Origin of the sequence: Roseomonas sp. CCTCC AB2023176 (assembly GCF_042259275.1) — a bacterium.
In the GTDB taxonomy this organism is placed as follows: domain Bacteria; phylum Pseudomonadota; class Alphaproteobacteria; order Acetobacterales; family Acetobacteraceae; genus Roseomonas.
The window spans coordinates 1675433-1692496 of the sequence record NZ_CP170086.1 but is presented as its reverse complement, the minus strand read 5'-3'; the positions used below and the strand labels follow the sequence as shown (position 1 = coordinate 1692496).

General features: G+C 72.3%; 15 protein-coding genes and 1 pseudogene. 5 read left to right on the top strand and 11 right to left on the bottom strand.

Going from position 1 to position 17064, the window contains the following annotated elements; translation table 11 throughout:
• Nucleotides 1-219 precede the first annotated feature (219 nt).
• Together phnE (ACE7GA_RS08460) and phnE (ACE7GA_RS08455) are read left to right on the top strand one after the other, a co-directional pair.
• Nucleotides 220-1122, top strand: a complete 903-nt coding sequence (phnE, locus tag ACE7GA_RS08460) for a phosphonate ABC transporter, permease protein PhnE (protein ID WP_376098348.1) — start codon at nucleotides 220-222, stop codon at nucleotides 1120-1122.
• Nucleotides 1119-1970, top strand: a complete 852-nt coding sequence (gene phnE, locus ACE7GA_RS08455) for a phosphonate ABC transporter, permease protein PhnE (protein ID WP_376098345.1) — start codon at nucleotides 1119-1121, stop codon at nucleotides 1968-1970. Before phnE (ACE7GA_RS08460) ends, phnE (ACE7GA_RS08455) begins: the two co-directional genes overlap by 4 nt.
• Nucleotides 1971-2000: 30 nt before the next feature.
• Here the strand turns inward: phnE (ACE7GA_RS08455) and ACE7GA_RS08450 are convergent, their stop codons facing one another.
• The 3 genes from ACE7GA_RS08450 to ACE7GA_RS08440 form a co-directional block, all read right to left on the bottom strand.
• Nucleotides 2001-2534, bottom strand: coding sequence for a DUF1003 domain-containing protein (locus tag ACE7GA_RS08450; RefSeq protein ID WP_376098342.1), 534 nt, complete (start codon nucleotides 2532-2534; stop codon nucleotides 2001-2003).
• A gap of 83 nt (nucleotides 2535-2617) precedes the next feature.
• The gene (locus tag ACE7GA_RS08445) at nucleotides 2618-3079 is read right to left on the bottom strand and encodes a GcrA family cell cycle regulator (protein WP_376098339.1); all 462 of its coding nucleotides are present in this window, start codon (nucleotides 3077-3079) and stop codon (nucleotides 2618-2620) included.
• Between the two features lie 179 nt (nucleotides 3080-3258).
• The gene (locus tag ACE7GA_RS08440) at nucleotides 3259-4224 is read right to left on the bottom strand and encodes an acetamidase/formamidase family protein (RefSeq protein WP_376098336.1); all 966 of its coding nucleotides are present in this window, start codon (nucleotides 4222-4224) and stop codon (nucleotides 3259-3261) included.
• Nucleotides 4225-4419: 195 nt separating this feature from the next.
• Between ACE7GA_RS08440 and ACE7GA_RS08435 the strand changes: the two genes are divergently transcribed.
• Nucleotides 4420-4848, top strand: a complete 429-nt coding sequence (locus ACE7GA_RS08435; protein WP_376098333.1) for an organic hydroperoxide resistance protein — start codon at nucleotides 4420-4422, stop codon at nucleotides 4846-4848.
• A gap of 71 nt (nucleotides 4849-4919) precedes the next feature.
• A complete protein-coding gene (locus ACE7GA_RS08430) occupies nucleotides 4920-7781 on the top strand; it encodes a phosphoenolpyruvate carboxylase (protein ID WP_376098330.1) in 2862 nt (953 codons plus the stop codon).
• On the opposite strand, the gene ACE7GA_RS08425 is transcribed toward ACE7GA_RS08430, so the two are convergent.
• Nucleotides 7778-8977 (bottom strand): M20 aminoacylase family protein, encoded by a 1200-nt coding sequence (locus tag ACE7GA_RS08425; protein WP_376098327.1) that lies wholly within the window; start codon nucleotides 8975-8977, stop codon nucleotides 7778-7780. The two genes, ACE7GA_RS08430 and ACE7GA_RS08425, sit on opposite strands and share 4 nt — an antisense overlap.
• A gap of 200 nt (nucleotides 8978-9177) precedes the next feature.
• Between ACE7GA_RS08425 and ACE7GA_RS08420 the strand changes: the two genes are divergently transcribed.
• Nucleotides 9178-10803 carry an ABC transporter substrate-binding protein gene (locus tag ACE7GA_RS08420; RefSeq protein ID WP_376098324.1) on the top strand — a complete coding sequence of 542 codons (1626 nt, stop codon included), beginning with the start codon at nucleotides 9178-9180 and terminating at the stop codon, nucleotides 10801-10803.
• Between the two features lie 12 nt (nucleotides 10804-10815).
• Here the strand turns inward: ACE7GA_RS08420 and ACE7GA_RS08415 are convergent, their stop codons facing one another.
• From ACE7GA_RS08415 to ACE7GA_RS08385, 7 genes and pseudogenes are all read right to left on the bottom strand, one after another.
• Nucleotides 10816-11136 carry a DMT family transporter gene (locus ACE7GA_RS08415; protein ID WP_376098321.1) on the bottom strand — a complete coding sequence of 107 codons (321 nt, stop codon included), beginning with the start codon at nucleotides 11134-11136 and terminating at the stop codon, nucleotides 10816-10818.
• A 119-nt stretch (nucleotides 11137-11255) separates the two neighbouring features.
• Nucleotides 11256-13211: an AI-2E family transporter gene (locus ACE7GA_RS08410; RefSeq protein ID WP_376098318.1), complete on the bottom strand. Its 1956-nt coding sequence runs from the start codon at nucleotides 13209-13211 to the stop codon at nucleotides 11256-11258.
• 67 nt (nucleotides 13212-13278) lie between these two features.
• Nucleotides 13279-13491: an FAD-binding protein gene (locus tag ACE7GA_RS08405; protein WP_376100171.1), complete on the bottom strand. Its 213-nt coding sequence runs from the start codon at nucleotides 13489-13491 to the stop codon at nucleotides 13279-13281.
• A gap of 161 nt (nucleotides 13492-13652) precedes the next feature.
• Nucleotides 13653-14669 (bottom strand): annotated as a pseudogene (locus ACE7GA_RS08400) (FAD-dependent oxidoreductase); the annotation flags it as partial.
• A 2-nt stretch (nucleotides 14670-14671) separates the two neighbouring features.
• Nucleotides 14672-15370, bottom strand: a complete 699-nt coding sequence (locus ACE7GA_RS08395) for an ABC transporter ATP-binding protein (RefSeq protein ID WP_376098315.1) — start codon at nucleotides 15368-15370, stop codon at nucleotides 14672-14674.
• Nucleotides 15363-16112, bottom strand: coding sequence for an ABC transporter ATP-binding protein (locus tag ACE7GA_RS08390; RefSeq protein WP_376098312.1), 750 nt, complete (start codon nucleotides 16110-16112; stop codon nucleotides 15363-15365). The genes ACE7GA_RS08395 and ACE7GA_RS08390 overlap by 8 nt, the downstream gene beginning before the upstream one ends.
• Nucleotides 16109-17059, bottom strand: a complete 951-nt coding sequence (locus ACE7GA_RS08385) for a branched-chain amino acid ABC transporter permease (RefSeq protein ID WP_376098309.1) — start codon at nucleotides 17057-17059, stop codon at nucleotides 16109-16111. Before ACE7GA_RS08385 ends, ACE7GA_RS08390 begins: the two co-directional genes overlap by 4 nt.
• Nucleotides 17060-17064: the final 5 nt, after the last annotated feature.

Sequence of the window (17064 nt, the reverse complement as noted above, 5' to 3'; positions counted from 1 at the left end):
GGCGCTGCCCGCATGCGGCCGTGCCAGGGCGCAGACGCGACGTATCACCGCCCCGTCACGCCCCGCGGCTTGCGGCCCCCGCTCGGCACGTGGCAGATCGAAGCATGCCGCCCCGACGCACCGCGTCCGACCTCACCACCGCCGTCCCGCGGGGTGGGGCGACGACCATGCGGGCGCGGCACCACGGCAGCCCCGTGGCCGGAACCGAGGATCGCTGAGTTGAGCGCCGTCGCGGGCAACCCCTTCGCCAACCCCGTCATCGAACGCGGCGAGGCCGCCTTCCGCCAGCACCGCCGCGAGCGGCTGCGGATGACGCTGCTCGGCCTCGCAATCCTGATCGCCTGCTTCCTGGTGGCGGCCTGGGTGAGCGAGGCAAGGCCGGCTTCCATCGCGGCGGGGCTGCCGCGGGTCGGGGAATACTTCTCCCGCATCGTGCCGGACCTTCGCTGGGCCGTTCTGTTCCGGGACTGGGAGACCGAGGGCTCCCTCGCCTCCTGGTTCTACCGGGCGGACAAGTGGGCGCTGCTGCTGCTGGAAACCGCGAACATGGCGGCGATGGCGACGGCCATCGGCGGTGCGATCGCCCTGGTCCTCTGCTTCTTCGCGTCGCGCAACATCGCCCGCAACACCTGGTCCTACGTGCTGGCGCGGCGCGGGCTGGAGGCGATGCGGACGGTGCCGGAGATCGTCTACGCCCTCATCCTCGTCTGGGCCTTCGGGATCGGGCCCTTGGCCGGCATCGTGGCGATCGCGATGCACACGACGGGGGCGCTCGGCAAGCTGTTCTCGGAGGTTGTGGAGAACGCGGACCTGAAGCCCTGGGAAGGCGTGCGGGCCGCCGGCGGCACCTGGGCGCAGGGCGCACGCTACGCGATCCTGCCGCAGGTCGCGCCGAACTTCCTCTCGTATCTCCTGCTGCGCTTCGAGATCAACGTGCGCGGCGCCTCCGTCATCGGCTTCGTCGGCGCGGGCGGGATCGGGCAGGAGCTCTACCTCGTCATCGCGCAGAACTACTACGAGGAGATTTCGGCGATCGTCCTGATGATCGTGGCCGTCGTCATCCTGATCGACCTGCTTTCCGACCGCCTGAGGAAGCGCATCATCGGGGAGGCGCGGGCGTGAGCGTGACCCTGCCGGCCGACGTCGCGCGCTGGCGCGGCTCCCACCCCGGGGCTTTCCCGACGGCGCGGTCGCGCGCGGTCCGGGCGGCGGCGATCGCGGCCTTCGCGGGCTGGTTCGTCTGGGCGCTCTGGCTGTTCGACATCACGCCGGGGCGGTTGTGGAACGGGCTGTCCGGGCTCTTGACGATCGTCCGGCTGATGGTCCCGCCCTCCCCCGGCGAGCTGTGGCAGGACATCCTGAAGGGCATCGCCGAGAGCGTGGCGATGGCCTTCGTCGCGACGGTCCTCGCCGCCCTCTTCGCCATTCCGCTCGGCTTTCTCGGCGCCCGGAACGTCGTGACGAGTTTCCTCCTGCGTTTCTCGCTGCGGCGGATCTTCGACACGGTCCGGGGCGTGGACCAGCTGATCTGGGCGCTGGCCTTCGTGCGTGCCGTCGGGCTCGGGCCGCTGGCGGGCGTGATGGCGATCTTCATCTCGGACCTCGCGGTGCTCTCGAAGCTCTACGCCGAGGCGATCGAGAACGCGGAGAAGCGACAGGCCGAGGGCATCACCGCGGCCGGCGGGTCCCGCCTCATGGCCATCCGCTTCGGCATCCTGCCGCAGGTGCTGCCGCTGATGCTCGCGCAGGCCCTGTACTTCTTCGAGAGCAACACGCGCTCCGCGGCCATCCTCGGCGTGGTGGGGGCGGGCGGGATCGGGCTGCAGATCGCCGAGCGGATCCGCGTGCGCCACTGGGACGAGGTGGCCTTTATCATCATCCTGATGGTCATCACGGTGATGGCCATCGACTGGATCAGCGGCAAGCTCCGGCGCCGGCTGATCGGCGGGCGGGAGATGCTGGGGAACTGACGCGCCCCGCCGCGTCACCTCCCCGCCGCGTCACCTCCGCTCGCGCCGCTCCTCGATCGCGTCCAGGACGACCTCCGGCGCGACGTCCCGTTCGATCTCCCGCGCCTCCGGGTCGGGGATCGGCACGTCGAGGTGCTGGGCGACGGCGTGCAGGACCTGCGCCATCTTCGTCAGCTCGTGCTCCGTCAGCAGGGTGATCTGCAAGTCGAGGTCGGCGCGGGCTTCCGCGACCTCCGCCATCCGGTTCTGCGAGATGAGGACGAAGGTCGAGAGGAAGATCGCCTCGACCGAGGCGATCATCGCGAGGACGACGAAGGATTCGTCCCATTTCGGGACGCCGGGAATCCAGCCCAGGTTCGCGACGATCCATCCGCCGAAGATGGCGAGGTGGATCAGGACGAAGGTCATGCTGCCGGTGAAGCGCGTGATGGCGTCGGCGAGCCGTGCCTGCCAGGGCGCCGTCTCCGCCTCGCGCCGACGGCGTTCCTCCAGCGCCTCGATGTTGCGGCGGAGGGAGGAGTTGAGCGTGTCCGGGCCTGGCGGCGGCACGGTGGGCGTTGGCATGGCGTGAGCTCCCCGGCCCGTCGGGCGGGCCCGGGAGGATCAATCGCTCCGGCGCGTCGTGGTTGCCCGCGACGCCCGCACGATCAGGCCGCGTCCTCGCGCCGGTCGCGGGCCTTCACGTAGGCGATGGCGGCGTGTTCCGCGCAATAGGGCTTGGGAGCCAGGGCCTCCGCGCCGCAGAAGCGGAAGCTCGCGTCGCCCGGCTCACCGATCGGCCAGCAGCAGGTGCGGGTGCCCAGGCGCTGGAAGGGACGTACGACGGCGGTGGGCGGCGCCGCAGGCGCGCGCGGGGCGATGGCGCGCGGCGCCGGGGCGGGTCGCTCCACGCGGGGCGCGGGGGCCACGGCCTCCGGTGCGGCGGTCACGACGGGAGCCGGGCGATCCTCCCGCTGGATCGGGCTGGGGCGCGCGGCGAGGTGCAGCCGGTGCGCCTTACCCACGACGGCGTTCTTCGAGATGCCCATCCGCCGCCCGATCTCCGCGGTGGAATGTCCCTCGGCCCAGAGGGCTTTCAGCGTCTCGATCGCCTCGTTCGTCCAGTCCATGCCACCGTCCCCACAGCAACTTCCCCTACAAGATACAGTAGGTCGGGCGGTTGCGACCCCACAAGATAGCCGAGTCGGTTCCGACTCCGAATCTTGTGGATGATTCGGGGCACAGGCCTGTGGACAGGTCTGTGGGCATGTCGCGCGTCAGAACCCTGACGCGCGACCTTCACACGGCGTCAGAAGATCAGGCCCTTCTTCAACATCCCGTGCACGCCTTTCTCTCCGTTCACCGTCTGCGTGACGCGGAAATCCACGGCGAGGGAGCAGAACTGGTAGGCGTCGGCCGCCGAGAGGTTCGTGCGGGAGGTGATGAAGGCGATCATCTCCCGCAGGGCCTGCTTCATCGCGAGGTCCAGGTCCTCGTTCAGGCCCATCGTGACGTAGTGGGTCGGCGTCTCCGCCCGCGGGAAGCGCAGGATGGGGTCGGAGGCGCCGCCTCCCTTTTCCACGCTCAGCCGGAAGGTGCCGTTGAGGCACATCTCCAGCGCGTTGATGCAGACCTCCCCGTCGCCCTGCATGCCGTGGCCGTCGCCGGCGGAGAACAGGGCGCCCGCGACATGGACGGGCAGGAACAGCGTCGTGCCGGCGACGAGTTCCTTGTTGTCGAGGTTGCCGCCATGGGCGCGGGGCTCCTTCGTCGAGATCCGGCCCCATTCGCGGGGGGGGGCGACGCCCATCACGCCGAAGAAGGGCGCGAGCGGGAGGGTGATGCCGCCGCCCATGGGGATCGTCGCGGTCCGCGCCGTACGGTCCACGGGGATGTGCAGCATGCGGGCGTAGGGGAAGTCCTCCGGCAGCGTGCCGAAGAGAGGGCGGAACCCGCAGAAGCCCCAGTCGCAGCCTGGCTCGATCGCCAGGATGTCCACGCGGAGCATGTCGCCGGGTTCGGCGCCGCGGACCTCGACGGGGCCGGTGACGATGTGCGGGCCCATGCGCGGCGGGTCGGCCGCATGGATGGCCGCGAGCGTGTCGGGCACGTGCATCCCGCTTTCCGGCTTGGGCATGATCTCCGGCGCGCCGGAGACGCATTCCAGCACCACCGTGTCGCCGGAACCCACCGTCGCGACGGGCGGGAAGGACGCGTCGAAGGCGCCGAAGCGGATGGTCTGCGGGGTGGCGGGAATGCGGGTCGGCTCGGCCATGCGTCGGGGACTCCGGGTTCGGGTGGCCGTCCAGGGTTCCTGCCGTCGGGCGTCGGCGCAAGCCGCGCGCGGCGCGTGACGGCGGGATAATGCGCCCTCGCGGCGCTTCCGGCCCGCCTTGCGCCGGCCGCCGGGCCGTACGACCTCCGGACGCGCGGCCGGAGACGGCCGGCGACACCGATCAGGGAAGAGAAGATGGCCGTCACCGACGTGAAGTACTCCGTGGGCGCCACCGCGACGGGCGGGGGCCGCGACGGTCGTTCCAAGTCCGATGACGGCGCGCTCGACGTAACGCTCGCCGTGCCGAAGGCGATGGGTGGTTCGGGCAACGGCAACAATCCGGAGCAGCTCTTCGCGGTGGGCTACGCGGCCTGTTTCCTCGGCGCGATGCGCTTCGCGGCCTCGCAGGAGAAGATCCAGTTGCCGGCCGACACGACGGTCTCGACGAAGATCGGCATCGGACCGCGCCCGGATGGCGGCTTCGGGATCACGGCGGCGCTGCAGGTCCACATCCCCGGGATGGACAAGGCGGAGGTCCAGCGAATCGTCGAGAAGGGCCACCACATCTGCCCCTACTCCAACGCCATCCGCGGCAACGTCGACGTGGGGCTGGAAGTCGTCTGACGGTCCGGCGCGGGCGGGGGTCCCAGCCCGTCCCGTGCTGGCAACCCGCGATCGTCCCGCTATGTTCGCAGGTGCAACATGGGACTTGCGCCGTGGACGGGTCGGACGAGGCGGGGGCGGGCGGTGCCGACCTGATGGGGGCCGACCTGATGGGGATGGTCGCCGCCGCGCGCGATGCGGCGGCGGACGACCCCTTTGCGAACCCCGCGCTCGCCGTCGCATTGGCGATCAGCCGGCGCCTGGATGACGGCGCGCTGGACCTGCCGGGGCTGCGGCGCGCGCTGGCGGCCATGGGGCGCGACGCCTTCGCCGACCGAGCGGCGCGGCTGGCACGCTCGGTCGGCGGGACGGAAATCGGCGCTCCCGACGCCGCGCTGACCGCGGTCGCCATGCGGGTCGCGCGGCCCGACCCGGACGACAGCCCGGTCCGCTTCGCCGACTTCCGTGCGGCCTGCGAAAGGCCCCGCGCCGCGGCCGTCTTCACGGCGCACCCGACCTTCTCCCTCCCGCGACGGACGAGCGCGGCCCTGGCCGAGGCCGCCTGCGGCGCGGCGATCCCGGACGACCTGACCTTCCGCCCCTCCGCGCCCGACCTGGCGGAGGAGTTCGACCAGGCCACCGCCGCGATGATGAACGGCCGCGACGCGCTGGACCGGCTGGCGGCCTCCTTCCTCGGCGTCGCGCGGGGGATCTGGCCGGACCGCTGGGCGGCGCTGCGACCGCAGCCCGTCATCCTGTCGTCCTGGGTCGGCTACGACACGGACGGGCGGACCGACATCGGCTGGCAGGACTCGCTGCGGCTGCGGCTGCGGATGAAGGAACTGGCCCTCGCCCGCCTGGCCGCGGGGATGGAGGCGCTGCCCGACCCCGTCGCGGCCCCGCTCCGCGCGCGCCTGGCGACAGCGCTGGACGCGGTGCGCGCGCAGGTCGCGGCCTGTCCCCCTCCTTCCATCGGCCCCGGCATGCCCGATGCCGGGGCCGCGCGGGCCTTCGCGCAGGCCCTGATCGGGCGGCGGGAGGAGGCGATGACCACGCCCGCGCCCCTGCTGCCGCTGTTCGAGGCCGCGATCGCGGCGGCTGAGGACGAACGGGCGCGGCTGGTCCTCGCCGTCGCGCGGGCCGGGCTGGTCGCCCATGGCCTGTCGCTGGCGCACACCCATGTCCGGCTGAACGCGACCCAGCTGCATAACGCGGTGCGCCTGCGCGTCCCGGCGCTGGCGCCCGACGACCCCGCGCGCCGGCGCGCCCTCTTCACCGCCATCAACGCCGCGCTCGACGAGGTTCGGGCGGAGCCGGTGGATTTCGGCGGGCTGCTGACGGAATCGGCCAGCGCCATGCGGCTGATGATGACGGTCGCGCAGATCGCGAAGCACGTGGACTCGTCCCAGCCCGTCCGTTTCCTCGTCGCGGAGACGGAGAGCGGCTTCACGCTGCTGGCGGCGCTTCTCCTCGCGCGGATCTGCGGGGCGGAGGGACATGTCGAGATCTCCCCGCTTTTCGAGACCGCGGAGGCGCTGGAGCAGCGCGGCGAGCGGGTGTTGGAGGAGGCGCTTCGCTCGCCGCATTGGCGCGCCTATCTACGCTCCGTCGGGCGGCTCTGCCTTCAGTTCGGCTATTCCGATTCCGGCCGCTACGTCGGCCAGCCCGCGGCGAGCCACCTCATCGAGCGGCTGAAGCTACGCGTCGCCGACCTGCTGGCGCGGCACGGGCTCTCGGGCCTGGAGGTCGTGCTGTTCGACACGCATGGCGAGGGGCTGGGGCGCGGCGGCCATCCAGACGGTCTGGCGGCGCGGCTGGACTACCTGGACCCGCCGGCCGTGCGCGCCGCCTTCGCCGCCGCGGGCACGCCGACGCGGCTGGAGACCAGCTTCCAGGGCAGCGACGGCTACCTGCTGTTCGGCACGCCGGCCCTGGCGCACGCGACGGTCGCGCGGATTGCCGAACACGCCTTCACGCCGCCCGATCCGACGCCGGACCCTGTCTATGCCGAGGGCGACTTCGCCGCGGACTTCTTCGCGGGCATGCGCGCGGGCATGGCAGCGCTGCTGGAGGACCCTGGCTACCCCGCCCTCCTCGGCGGCTTCGGTCCGGCGTTGCTGGACCGCACGGGATCGCGCCCAGCGGCACGGCAAAGCGACACGGGCGGCCCCGTGGTCATCCGCCACGTCCCGGAACTGCGCGCCATCCCGAACAACGCGGTGCTGCAGCAACTCGGGTTCCTGGCGAACCTGACGCATGGCCTGGGCGGCGGCGCGGCGCGGGAACCAGAGACCTTCGCGGACTTGCTGGCACATTCGCCGCGCTTCGCGGGCGCCATGGCCTTCGCGCGGGCGGGGCTGGCGCTGTCGGACGCCGACGTGCTGCGGGGCTACGCGGGCAGCCTGGACCCCGCGACCTGGCTGGACCGCGCCGCGCGCACCCGCCGCCCGGGCAGGGCCGCCGCGCTCACCGCGGTCGCGCGGGCGTTGGAAACGCAGGGGCTCGGCGACCCCGTGCGCCGCGTGTTCCGGCGCCTGCTGGAGGACGCGTCGTCGCTGCGCCGGGCCTGGCCCGGGGACGTGAAGACGGGCGATGCCCCGCGGATGAGCGACCGGCTCTTCGCCGTCCACGCGGTACGGCTGGCGCTGATCCACCGCATCTGGCTGCTCGCCGTCTCGGTTCCCGAGTTTTCCCCCCGCCACGGCGTCACCCGCGCCGCGCTGGTGGACCGGCTGTTGCGTTTGGACGTGGACGGCGCGGCCTCCGTCCTGGACGAGGTCTTCCCTGCGATGGACCCGCCGGGCGCGGAACTGGACTTCGCCGAACCACCGACCCCGCGCCGCGGCGGCTACGCGCGGGAGCGCGAGGGACTGATCGAGCCGCTCCGAGTCCTCTTTGCCCTCGTGCGGGAGGCGAGTGCGGTGGTGTCGCTGGAGTGCGGGGCCTTCGGTTAGCGGTCCTCCAGCCCCAGTTCCTCCTGCACCAGGCTCGCCCAGTAGGCGGAGCCGAGCGCCAGGGCGCCGTCGTTGAAGTCGTAGTGGGGCGTGTGGACGTTGTGGAAGGACCCGTCGGGGTTCACGCCGTTGCCGATGCGCATGAAGACGCCGGGCTTCTCCTGCAGCATGAAGGCGAAGTCCTCGCCGCCCGTGCTGAGGCGGACCTCGCCGACCTTCGCCTCCCCGACGAGCGCGGCCGCGGCGGTGTTGGCGACGGGGATCTTCTCCGCCGTGTTCACGGTGGGTGGGCAGAGCGGTTCGTAGGCGAACTCGGCCGTGCAGCCCTGCGTCGCGGCGAGGGTCTGCGCCAGTTCCTCGAGGCGGCGGCGCATGGTGGCCTGGGTCGCTGGCTGGAAGTAGCGCGCGGTGCCGCGCACCACGACTTCCGACGGCATGACGTTCGGGGAGCCATGGGCGCCGGCGGCGACGTGGCCCACGCTGAGCGCCGCCGGCTCGATCGGGCTGAGGTTGCGCGGCAGGATGGTCTGCACGGCCAGAAGGAAGTGACCGAGCACGACGGTGGCGTCCGTCGCGAGGTGCGGTGCCGCACCGCCATGGCCGCCCGTGCCGCGGAAGGTGACGGTCCAGAAGTCGGAGCCCGCGAGGATCGGCCCGGCCCGCGTCCCGAATTCCCCGACCGGCATGCCAGGGGAGTTGTGCAGGCCGTAGACCGCGTCCACGGGGAAACGGTCGAACAGCCCGTCGCGGATCATCGCGGGCGCGCCGGTGCCGGCTTCCTCGGCGGGCTGGAAGATGAAGTGGACCGTGCCGGCGAAGTCGCGATGGCGCGAGAGGTAGCGCGCGGCGCCGAGCAGCATCGCCGTATGCCCGTCATGCCCGCAGGCGTGCATCTTGCCCGGGACCCTGGACTGGTAGGGAAGGCCGGTCTGCTCCTCGATGAACAGCGCGTCCATGTCGGCGCGGAGGCCGATGGCGCGCTGCCCCGGACGGCTGCCCTGGAGCGTGCCGACGACGCCGGTGATGCCGATGCCCTCGGCGACGTCGAGGCCCCATTCCCGCAGCTTGCCCGCGACGATCGAGGCGGTGCGAACCTCCTCGAACCGCACCTCCGGGTGCATGTGGATGTCGCGGCGGAGGGCGATGAGCTCGTCGGCGTAGGTGCTGATCTCGTCGAGGATGGCCTGGCGCGACATGGCGGTTCGTCTCCCGGCTGGACGGGGACGATGATGACCGCGATCGGCCGCCGGGGGAAACCCCCGGGGGTCACGCTTTGCGGCGGGCGCTGCGGGCGCGTTGACCGTCCCGCCGCCCCGTGTCCGAATGACTGCACGTCGCCGGCCACAAGGCGACCGCCCGGGGGCGCGGCGCCGTCACGAACCGTGATGGAGGCTTCATGCGTACGAATAACGGCCTGCCGCGCCGCGCGGTCTTGGCGCTGCCCGCTTTGGCGCTGCCCGCTTCGGCGCTGCCGGGGGCTGCGCTTCTCGCTAGCGGTTCGGCCCAGGCGCAGGGGGCGAGCGATACGCTGACCCTCGCGGTCGCGGCGCCGCCGACCTCGCTCGACCCGCATTATCACACGCTCTCCCCCAACAACATGGTGGCGGAGCACTTCTTCGACCCGCTGGTCGGCCGCAGCGCCAGCGCGCAGTTGCGCCCTGGCTTGGCGGAATCCTGGCGGGTGCTGGACGACAACACCTGGGAGTTCAAGCTCCGCCGCGACGTCAGGTTCAGCAACGGCGACGAGTTCACGGCGGAGGACGTGGTCTTCACGCTCAACCGCGTGCCGCGGGTGGTGAACTCCCCGGGGTCCTTCACGATCTACACGCGGGGCGTCGCGTCGTCCGAGATCGTCGATCCCTACACGATCCGCTTCAAGACGAACGGCGTCTATCCGCTGCTGCCGCAGGACCTGAGCCAAGTCTACATCATCTGCAAGGCGGTGGGTGAGAACGTCAGCACCGGCGACTTCAACAACGGCCGTGCGGTGATCGGCACGGGGCCGTTCAAATTGGCCTCCTATTCGCCCGACGACCGCGTGGTGATGACGCGCAACGATTCCTATTGGGGCGAGAAGCCGGACTGGGCGCGGGTGATCTACCGCTTCGTCACGAATGACGGCGTGCGGGTCGCGTCGCTGCTGTCGGGCGACGTGCAGATGATCGACGTCGTGCCGCCGGCCGACACGCCGCGGCTGCGCGGGACGCAGGGCGTGACGTTCTCCGAGATCGCGAGCCTGCGTTGCATCTACCTGAAGCTGGACACCGAGCACGATTCCTCGCCCTACATCACCGGGATGGACGGGCAGCGACTCAATCGCAACCCGCTGCGGGACCTGCGGGTGCGGCAGGCGCTGTCCATCGCGATCAACCGGCCGGCGATCGTGGACCGGGTCATGCAGGGCGTGGCGGTGCCGACGGGGCAGATGATGCCGGCGGGCGCCAACGGCTACGTCGCGGACCTGCCCGCGCCGCCCTACGACCCGGACCGCGCGAGGGCGCTGCTGGCGGAGGCTGGCTATCCGCAGGGGTTCCAGATCGGCCTGATCGGGCCGAATAACCGCTACGTGAACGACAGCCAGATCATCCAGGCGATCGGGCAGATGTGGCAGCGCATCGGCGTGCGCACGCGCGTGGAGGCCATGCCCTTCGCCGTGCTGGCGCAGCGCCAGGCACGGAACGACATGTCGGCGATGCTCATCGGCTGGGCGACGGCGGGCGAGCCCTCCACCGCGCTGCGCGGCAACCTGACCACGCGCATCCCGGACAAGGGCTTCGGCACCGTGAACTTCAACGGCTATTCCAACCCCGGCGTGGACGCGCTGGTCGAGGAAGGGATGCGCACCGCGGACGACGAGCGGCGGGAGGACATCTTCAAGCGCGCGATGCGCATGGCGATGGAGGACGTGGCGCTGGTACCGCTTCACATGCAGAAGAACGTCTGGGCGCTGCGCGGTCCGCTGACCTATGAGGCGCGGGCGGACGAGTACACGATGGCGGCGGGCGTGAAGCGCGCGCGGTGAGGCCGGCGCGCGTCAGGACGCCAATTTCAGGGTGACGATCCCGCCCGCGATCGCCGCGATGCCGGCGACGCGGGCGGCCGTCAGCGGCTCCCCGAGCAGGACGACGCCGAGGATCGCGGTGCCTACGGCGCCGATGCCGGTCCAGACCGCATAGGCCGTGCCGACCGGCAGGTCGCGCACGGCGAGCGCCAGCAGCCACATGCTCGCGACCATCGCGGCGATCGTGGCGACCGAGGGCCAGAGGCGGGTGAAGCCGCCACTGACCTTCAGGCCGATGGCCCAGCAGACCTCGAGCAGGCCGGCGGCGAGCAGGGTCCACCAGGCGGCATTCATGCGGCGGTTCCTCTCCGGCGGGCTTGGGTAAGGCCCATTTCGGGGCGATTGCCGGCCCCATCAACGGAGACTGGACGTCTCCCACCCACCCTTGAATGGGGGGGGACGACCCGAGCGGTTCAGGCTGCCTTCGGCCGTTCTTCCGCGGGTGATGCCGCCCCGGCGGCCTTCTCGGCCTCCGCGACGCAGGCCGTCACGGCCTCGTGCAGCGACGGGCTGTAGAGGTCGGCGCCCACGCTTCGTTGCAGGGCGCGGTCCTTCAGCACCGGCGCGTCGGCGGGCCAGAGGCCGACGAGGAGCGGCGCTCCCGGCAGCCGCGTCCGGAGACGGCGCAGCAGGTAGCGCAGGTGCGCCGGCTCCCCGCTGATGTCGAGGTAGGAGACGCAGGCCATCACGGCGCCCGCGGCGTCCAGTTCGGTGATCCGGTTCCGCGCGACGTCGGCATAGGAGACGACGCGCGTGCCAAAGCCCCGCAACCGCAGCAGTTGGGCGAGCATCGCCGCCGCCGGCTCATCCAGCGGCCCGCGCCCCGCGATGCAGAGGACGGCGCCCGGCGCGCGCCAGGCCGGGGGAAGGTCGGCCGGCATGGGCGGCGGCGCGGTGCGCGGCACCTCCCGCTCGGCGCGGGAGAGGCTGACCTCCGCCGCGGCGGGGGATGGGGAGGGCGCCTCCCCAGACGGCTTCGGCTTCGTGGTGGGCGCGTCCGGGTGGTCCGCGAGGTCGCCGACGAGGCTGAGGGCCGCGTCCTTCACCCCGACCGCGCGCTCGGGCGCGAGCACGCCGCGCCCGATGTCGTTCGCGGCGAGTTGCAGGCCCTTCAGCGCGACCTCGTCATAATAGGCCGTGAGGGAGCGGTCCTTCAGCAGGGTCTCCGCACCTTCCAGCGCCTCGTCCGGATCGGCCGCGAGCATGCGCTGGTAGAAGGACTCCGCCGGCGTGAGAGCCGGCCGGTCGCCGAGCGCGACGTCGAGGAACTCCAGCCGGTCCACGTGTCGCCCGAGTACGACGAGGCAAAGTGTCAGCGGCATCGACAGGATCAGCCCGACCGGCCCCCAGATCCAGGACCAGAAGATCGCGGAGACGATGACCGAGACGGGCGAGAGGCCGGTCGAGTGGCCGTAGAGCAGCGGCTCCACGACCTGCGCGATGACGATGTCGGTGACGAGGAAGAGCGCTGCGGTCCAGAGGACGATGGTCCAGCCCGGATCCACCGCCGCGGCGAGAAGGAGCGGCAGCCCGAGCCCGATGAGCGTGCCGACATAGGGCACGAAGCGCAGCAGCCCGGCCAGCACGCCCCAGAGGAACGGGGAGGGTACGCCGATCAGGAACAGCCCGGCGGAGACGATCGCCCCGAAGGTCGCGTTCACCGCAACCTGGGTGAGGAGGTAGCGCGAGAGGCGTGCCGCCGCGTCGTCCAGCGCCACCGTCGTCCGGTGCAGGTCCGTCGCGCCGGCGAGGCGGATCACGCGGTCCCGCAGGTCCTCCCGCCGCAGCAGGATGAAGATCGTCACGACGAGGACGATGCCCGCCGTCGCCAGCGGATGCAGGACGGGCGTGAGGACGCCGAGGAGCGCGAGGGGCGAGGTCGTGCCGCCCGAGGCGGCCGGTGCCGGGGCGGCGGGCGCGGCCTGGCCAGGCTGCGGCTGCGCCGGGGCGAGGCGGGAGAGGCCGTCCATCACGCCGGAGAGCGGACCCATCGCGAGATCCTGCAGTGCCGCGAGCTTGCGCTGCACGGCCGCCGCGTAACGCGGCACGTCGGCCGAGAGGGCCGCGAGCTGCCCGACGATGACGTAGCCCACAAGGGAAATCGCGCCGAGCGCGAGCAGCACGGCCAGCGCCACGGCGGCCGCCCGGGGCACGTGCCAGCGTTCCAGCAGCCGCGTGATCGGGGCGAGAACGAAGGATAGGAGGATCGCCAGCGTGATGGGGATGAGGACGTCCTGGCCGAGCGAGAGCGCGGCGACGATGACGACCCCGACCGAGAGCGCGAGGAGGGTGGCGAGCGCCGGCGTGTCGGCCGCCGGGATCTGCCCGCGCGGCGTCGCCGGTCGGTCGGGATTCGCCGTGGCGGCCATGTGCTCCTCCGCGCCGGGTCGCGAGAGGTGAAACGCGGCGACGGCGCTTCGGCTTCAGCGGTCCGCGTCAGCCCAGGGTGCGGGCGGCCGCCTGGCCCGCGACCCGGCCGAGCGCAACCGCGGTGAGGAGGCCGTTGCCGGAGAGGTAGCCCGAGGCATGCGGGCCGGAGACACCGCAGGCCGCGCCGCCCGCGGCATACAGGTTAGGGAGGGGGACACCGTCGGCGCCGAGAACGCGGGCCTGCCCGTCCACCACCAGCCCGCCCTGGGTGTGGAACAGCGCGCCGGTGACGCGGACCGCGCGGTAGGGCGGCGCGAGAGGGGGCTGCCCGCGAAGAGTCGGCCGAGGCGGTCGGTGGCACCGGCCGTCTTCAACGCGGCGACGTCGTCCAGCGTGGTGCGCAGGGCGTGGGGCGGCAGGCGGGTCGCGGTGGCCAGCGCGTCCGGGTCGGGCGCGGTCAGGATGGCGCCGGCCTCCTCGGCGTTCCGGAAATCTTCGAACTGCCGGCAGATGCGGGCGATGCGGTCGTCGAAGATCGTCCAGGCCGTCGCTTCCGGCTGGCGCAGGACGGCGGCGGCGGCTTCGGAATAGCCGTGGGATTCGTCGTGGAAGCGCGCGCCTTGCAGGTTCACCTGGAACCCGCCCTCGGCGACGGTGGCCCAGGTGATGAGGATGCCGGCGGGGTGCGCGACGGAACCGTGGCCCTGGTGGCCCGGGAGATCGCGCGTGGCCGCGCCCAGCGCCTCCCCCCATAGGATCGCGTCGCCCTGGTTGCCGGGGTGGCCGAAGTAAAGCGCGCCGGCGAGTTCGGGGATGTGGCGGGCAACGAGGTCCTTGTTCCCGCCATAGCCGTTGCAGGCGAGGATGAGGGCGTCGCAGCCCACGCTGTCCTCGGTCCCGTCGGGGCGGGTGATCGCAACGCCGGTGATGCGGCGGGCGTCGTCGGCGTGGAGCGCGGTGACGTGGGCTTCGGTCAGGATCGTGACCTCCGCGGCCTCGGCGGCCGCGCGCAGGCGGTCCATCAGTTCCGCGCCGCTGCGGGACGGCAGGCCGTGCATGCGGTGCGCGGAATGGCCGGGGTAGAGGAAGTCCGTGATGACGGAGAAAGGCAGGCCGTGCCGGTCCGCCAGCCATTCCAACGTCGGGCCGGTGGTCGCGGTGACGAGGCGGACGAGGGCGGGGTCGGGCATCCCCTCCGCCTTGCGCATCACGTCCTCGGCGAAGCGGCCAGGGTCGTCGGCGATGCCGTCGTCCCGCTGCCAGCGCGTGCCCGCCGCGGGGACCAGGCCGGCGGAAAGGGCGGTGGAGCCGCGGGGGAGCGCGTCGCGTTCCAGCACCAGCGGGTCCAGCCCGGCTTCCCGTACCGTGAGGGAGGCGATCAGGCCGGCGGCGCCGGCGCCGACGATCACGACGGGGAAGGAGGCCTCGTAGCCGGGCCGTGGCGGCAGGACGCGCATCGTCACATGCCGAGATAGGCGCGGCGGAGGTCGGCGTTCTCCCGCAGGTCGGCCGCGGTGCCGGAGAGCGCGGCGGCGCCGTTCTCCAGCACCGTCGCGCGGGAGGCGATCTCGAGCGACTGCACGACGTTCTGCTCCACCAGCAGGACGGACAGGCCGTCCGTGTTCAGGCGGCGGATGAGGGCGAACATCTCCTCCACAAGAAGCGGAGAGAGGCCGAGGGAGGGTTCGTCCAGGATCAGCAGACGCGGCTCGGCCATCAGGCCGCGGCCGATGGCGAGCATCTGCTGTTCCCCGCCGGACAGCGTACCCGCGCGCTGGGCGATGCGTTCGCGCAAGCGCGGGAAGGTCGCATAGACGCGGTCCAGGTTGCGGGCGCGGTTGGCCTTGGCGCGGCGATAGGAGCCGAGGATGAGGTTCTCCGCGACCGTCATGTCGGGGAAGATCTTTCGCCCCTCGGGCACGTGGATCAGGCCGGCTGCCACGACGGCGGCGGGGCTCGCCGGCAGCGGCGCACCGGCGAAGGCGATGGTGCCGGCGGTGGGGCGGAGGACGGCGGACAGAACCTTGTTCAGCGTCGTCTTGCCCACGCCGTTGGCGCCGAGCACCGCCACGATCTCCCCCGCGCCGACCGTCAGGTCGAGGCCGCGGAGGACTTCCGTGAGGCCGTAGCCGGCCTTGAGGCCCCGGACCTCAAGCATGGGTCTGGTCCTGGAGGCGGGCGGCGGCGCCGTGGCCGAGATAGGCTTCGACGACCGCAGGGTTGGCCACGACCTCGGCCGGCGTGCCCTCGGCAATCATCCGGCCCTGCGACAGGACGTGGACGTGGCCGCAGAGGCTCATCACGGCCTGCAACACATGCTCGATCATCAGGATCGTCACGCCGTCTGCGCGGATGCCCTGGATCACCGGGACGATGTCGCGGATCTCCGACGGGTTCAGGCCGGCCAGGACCTCGTCCAGCAGCAGCAGGCGCGGGCGGGTGGCCAGCGCGCGGGCGAGTTCCAGGCGCTTGCGCCCCGCGACGGTCAGTCCCGCGGCGGGGCGGTCCAGCATGGGGGCGAGGCCGACACGCTCCGCAACCGCTTCCGCCGCGGCGAGGGCGGCGTTGCGGCGGGGTTCGCGCAGGTGGGCGCCGACGGCGATGTTCTCCCGCACCGTCAGGCCGGCGAAGGGCTGCACGATCTGGAAGGTGCGGGCGATGCCGATCTCGGCCCGCCGGTGGGTCGGGACGGCGGTGATGTCGGCGCCGTCATAGGTGACCTGGCCCGCATCGGGCTTCCGGAAGCCGGAGATGACGGTGAAGAGCGTGGTCTTCCCCGCGCCGTTCGGGCCGATGAGGCCGGTGATGCTGCCCTCCGGCACGGTGAGCGAGGCATCGTCCACCGCCACGAGGCCGCCGAAGCGGACGGTGGCACCGTGGACGTCCAGCAATGGAGTCACCGGCGAAGCCCCAGGCCGCGGAGCAGGCCGATCAGCCCGCGCGGGGCGAAAGCGACGGCGAGGATGAGGAGGACGCCGAAGAGGACGAGGTCGATCCCGGGAATGGCACCCGCGCCCAGCTTCGCGGCTTCGCCGAGGGAGTGCAGCGCGACGGCGCCGATCACCGGTCCCCAGACCGTGCCGAGGCCGCCGATGATCGGGGCCAGCAGCGCCTCCACGCTGATCCAGGTGCCGTAGGCGATGTTGGCGTCGAGGAAGAGAAAGTACTGGGCGTAGAGGCCGCCGGCGGCCGCCGTCACGCCCGCGGAGAGGGTGATGGCGTGCAGTTTCGTCGCCAGCGTGTCCACGCCGAGCGCCCGGGCCGCGTCCTCGTTCTCCCGCAACGCCACGAGGCGAGCGCCGAAGCGGGAGGCGTTGATCCAGGCGGTCAGCAGCAGCGCGCCGCCGACGAAGGCCAGCGCCAGCCAGTAGAAGGAGCCGCGGTCCGCGAACTGCATGTTGGCGGGGCGGGCGTCGAGGCGGGTGAGGATTCCCGCCGCGCCCCCGGTGAAGTCCCAGGCGTTGGCGAGGATCCGAAACACCTCGGCGAAGGCGAGGGTGACGAGGGCGAAGTAGGACCCCCGCAGGCCGGCGCGGAAGGACAGCGTCCCAATAACCCGCCCGACGGTCGCGCCGAGCGCGATGCCCGCCGCGAAGGCCGCCCAGGCATTCACCCCGAAGCGGGCCTGGAGGAGCGAGGTGGCATAGGCCCCTGTCCCGAAGAAGGCGGCGTGGCCGAAGGAGAACTGCCCCCCGAAGCCTGCCAGGATGTTCCAGCCCTGTGCGGCCAGCGCGACGATCAGCGTGAAGACGGCGAAGTTCAGCACCGTGTTCGCGGTCACGAACAGCGGCAGCGTCGCGGCCGCCGCGAGGACGGCGGCGACGGGGATCAGGTCGCGCGGGTTCACGCGCC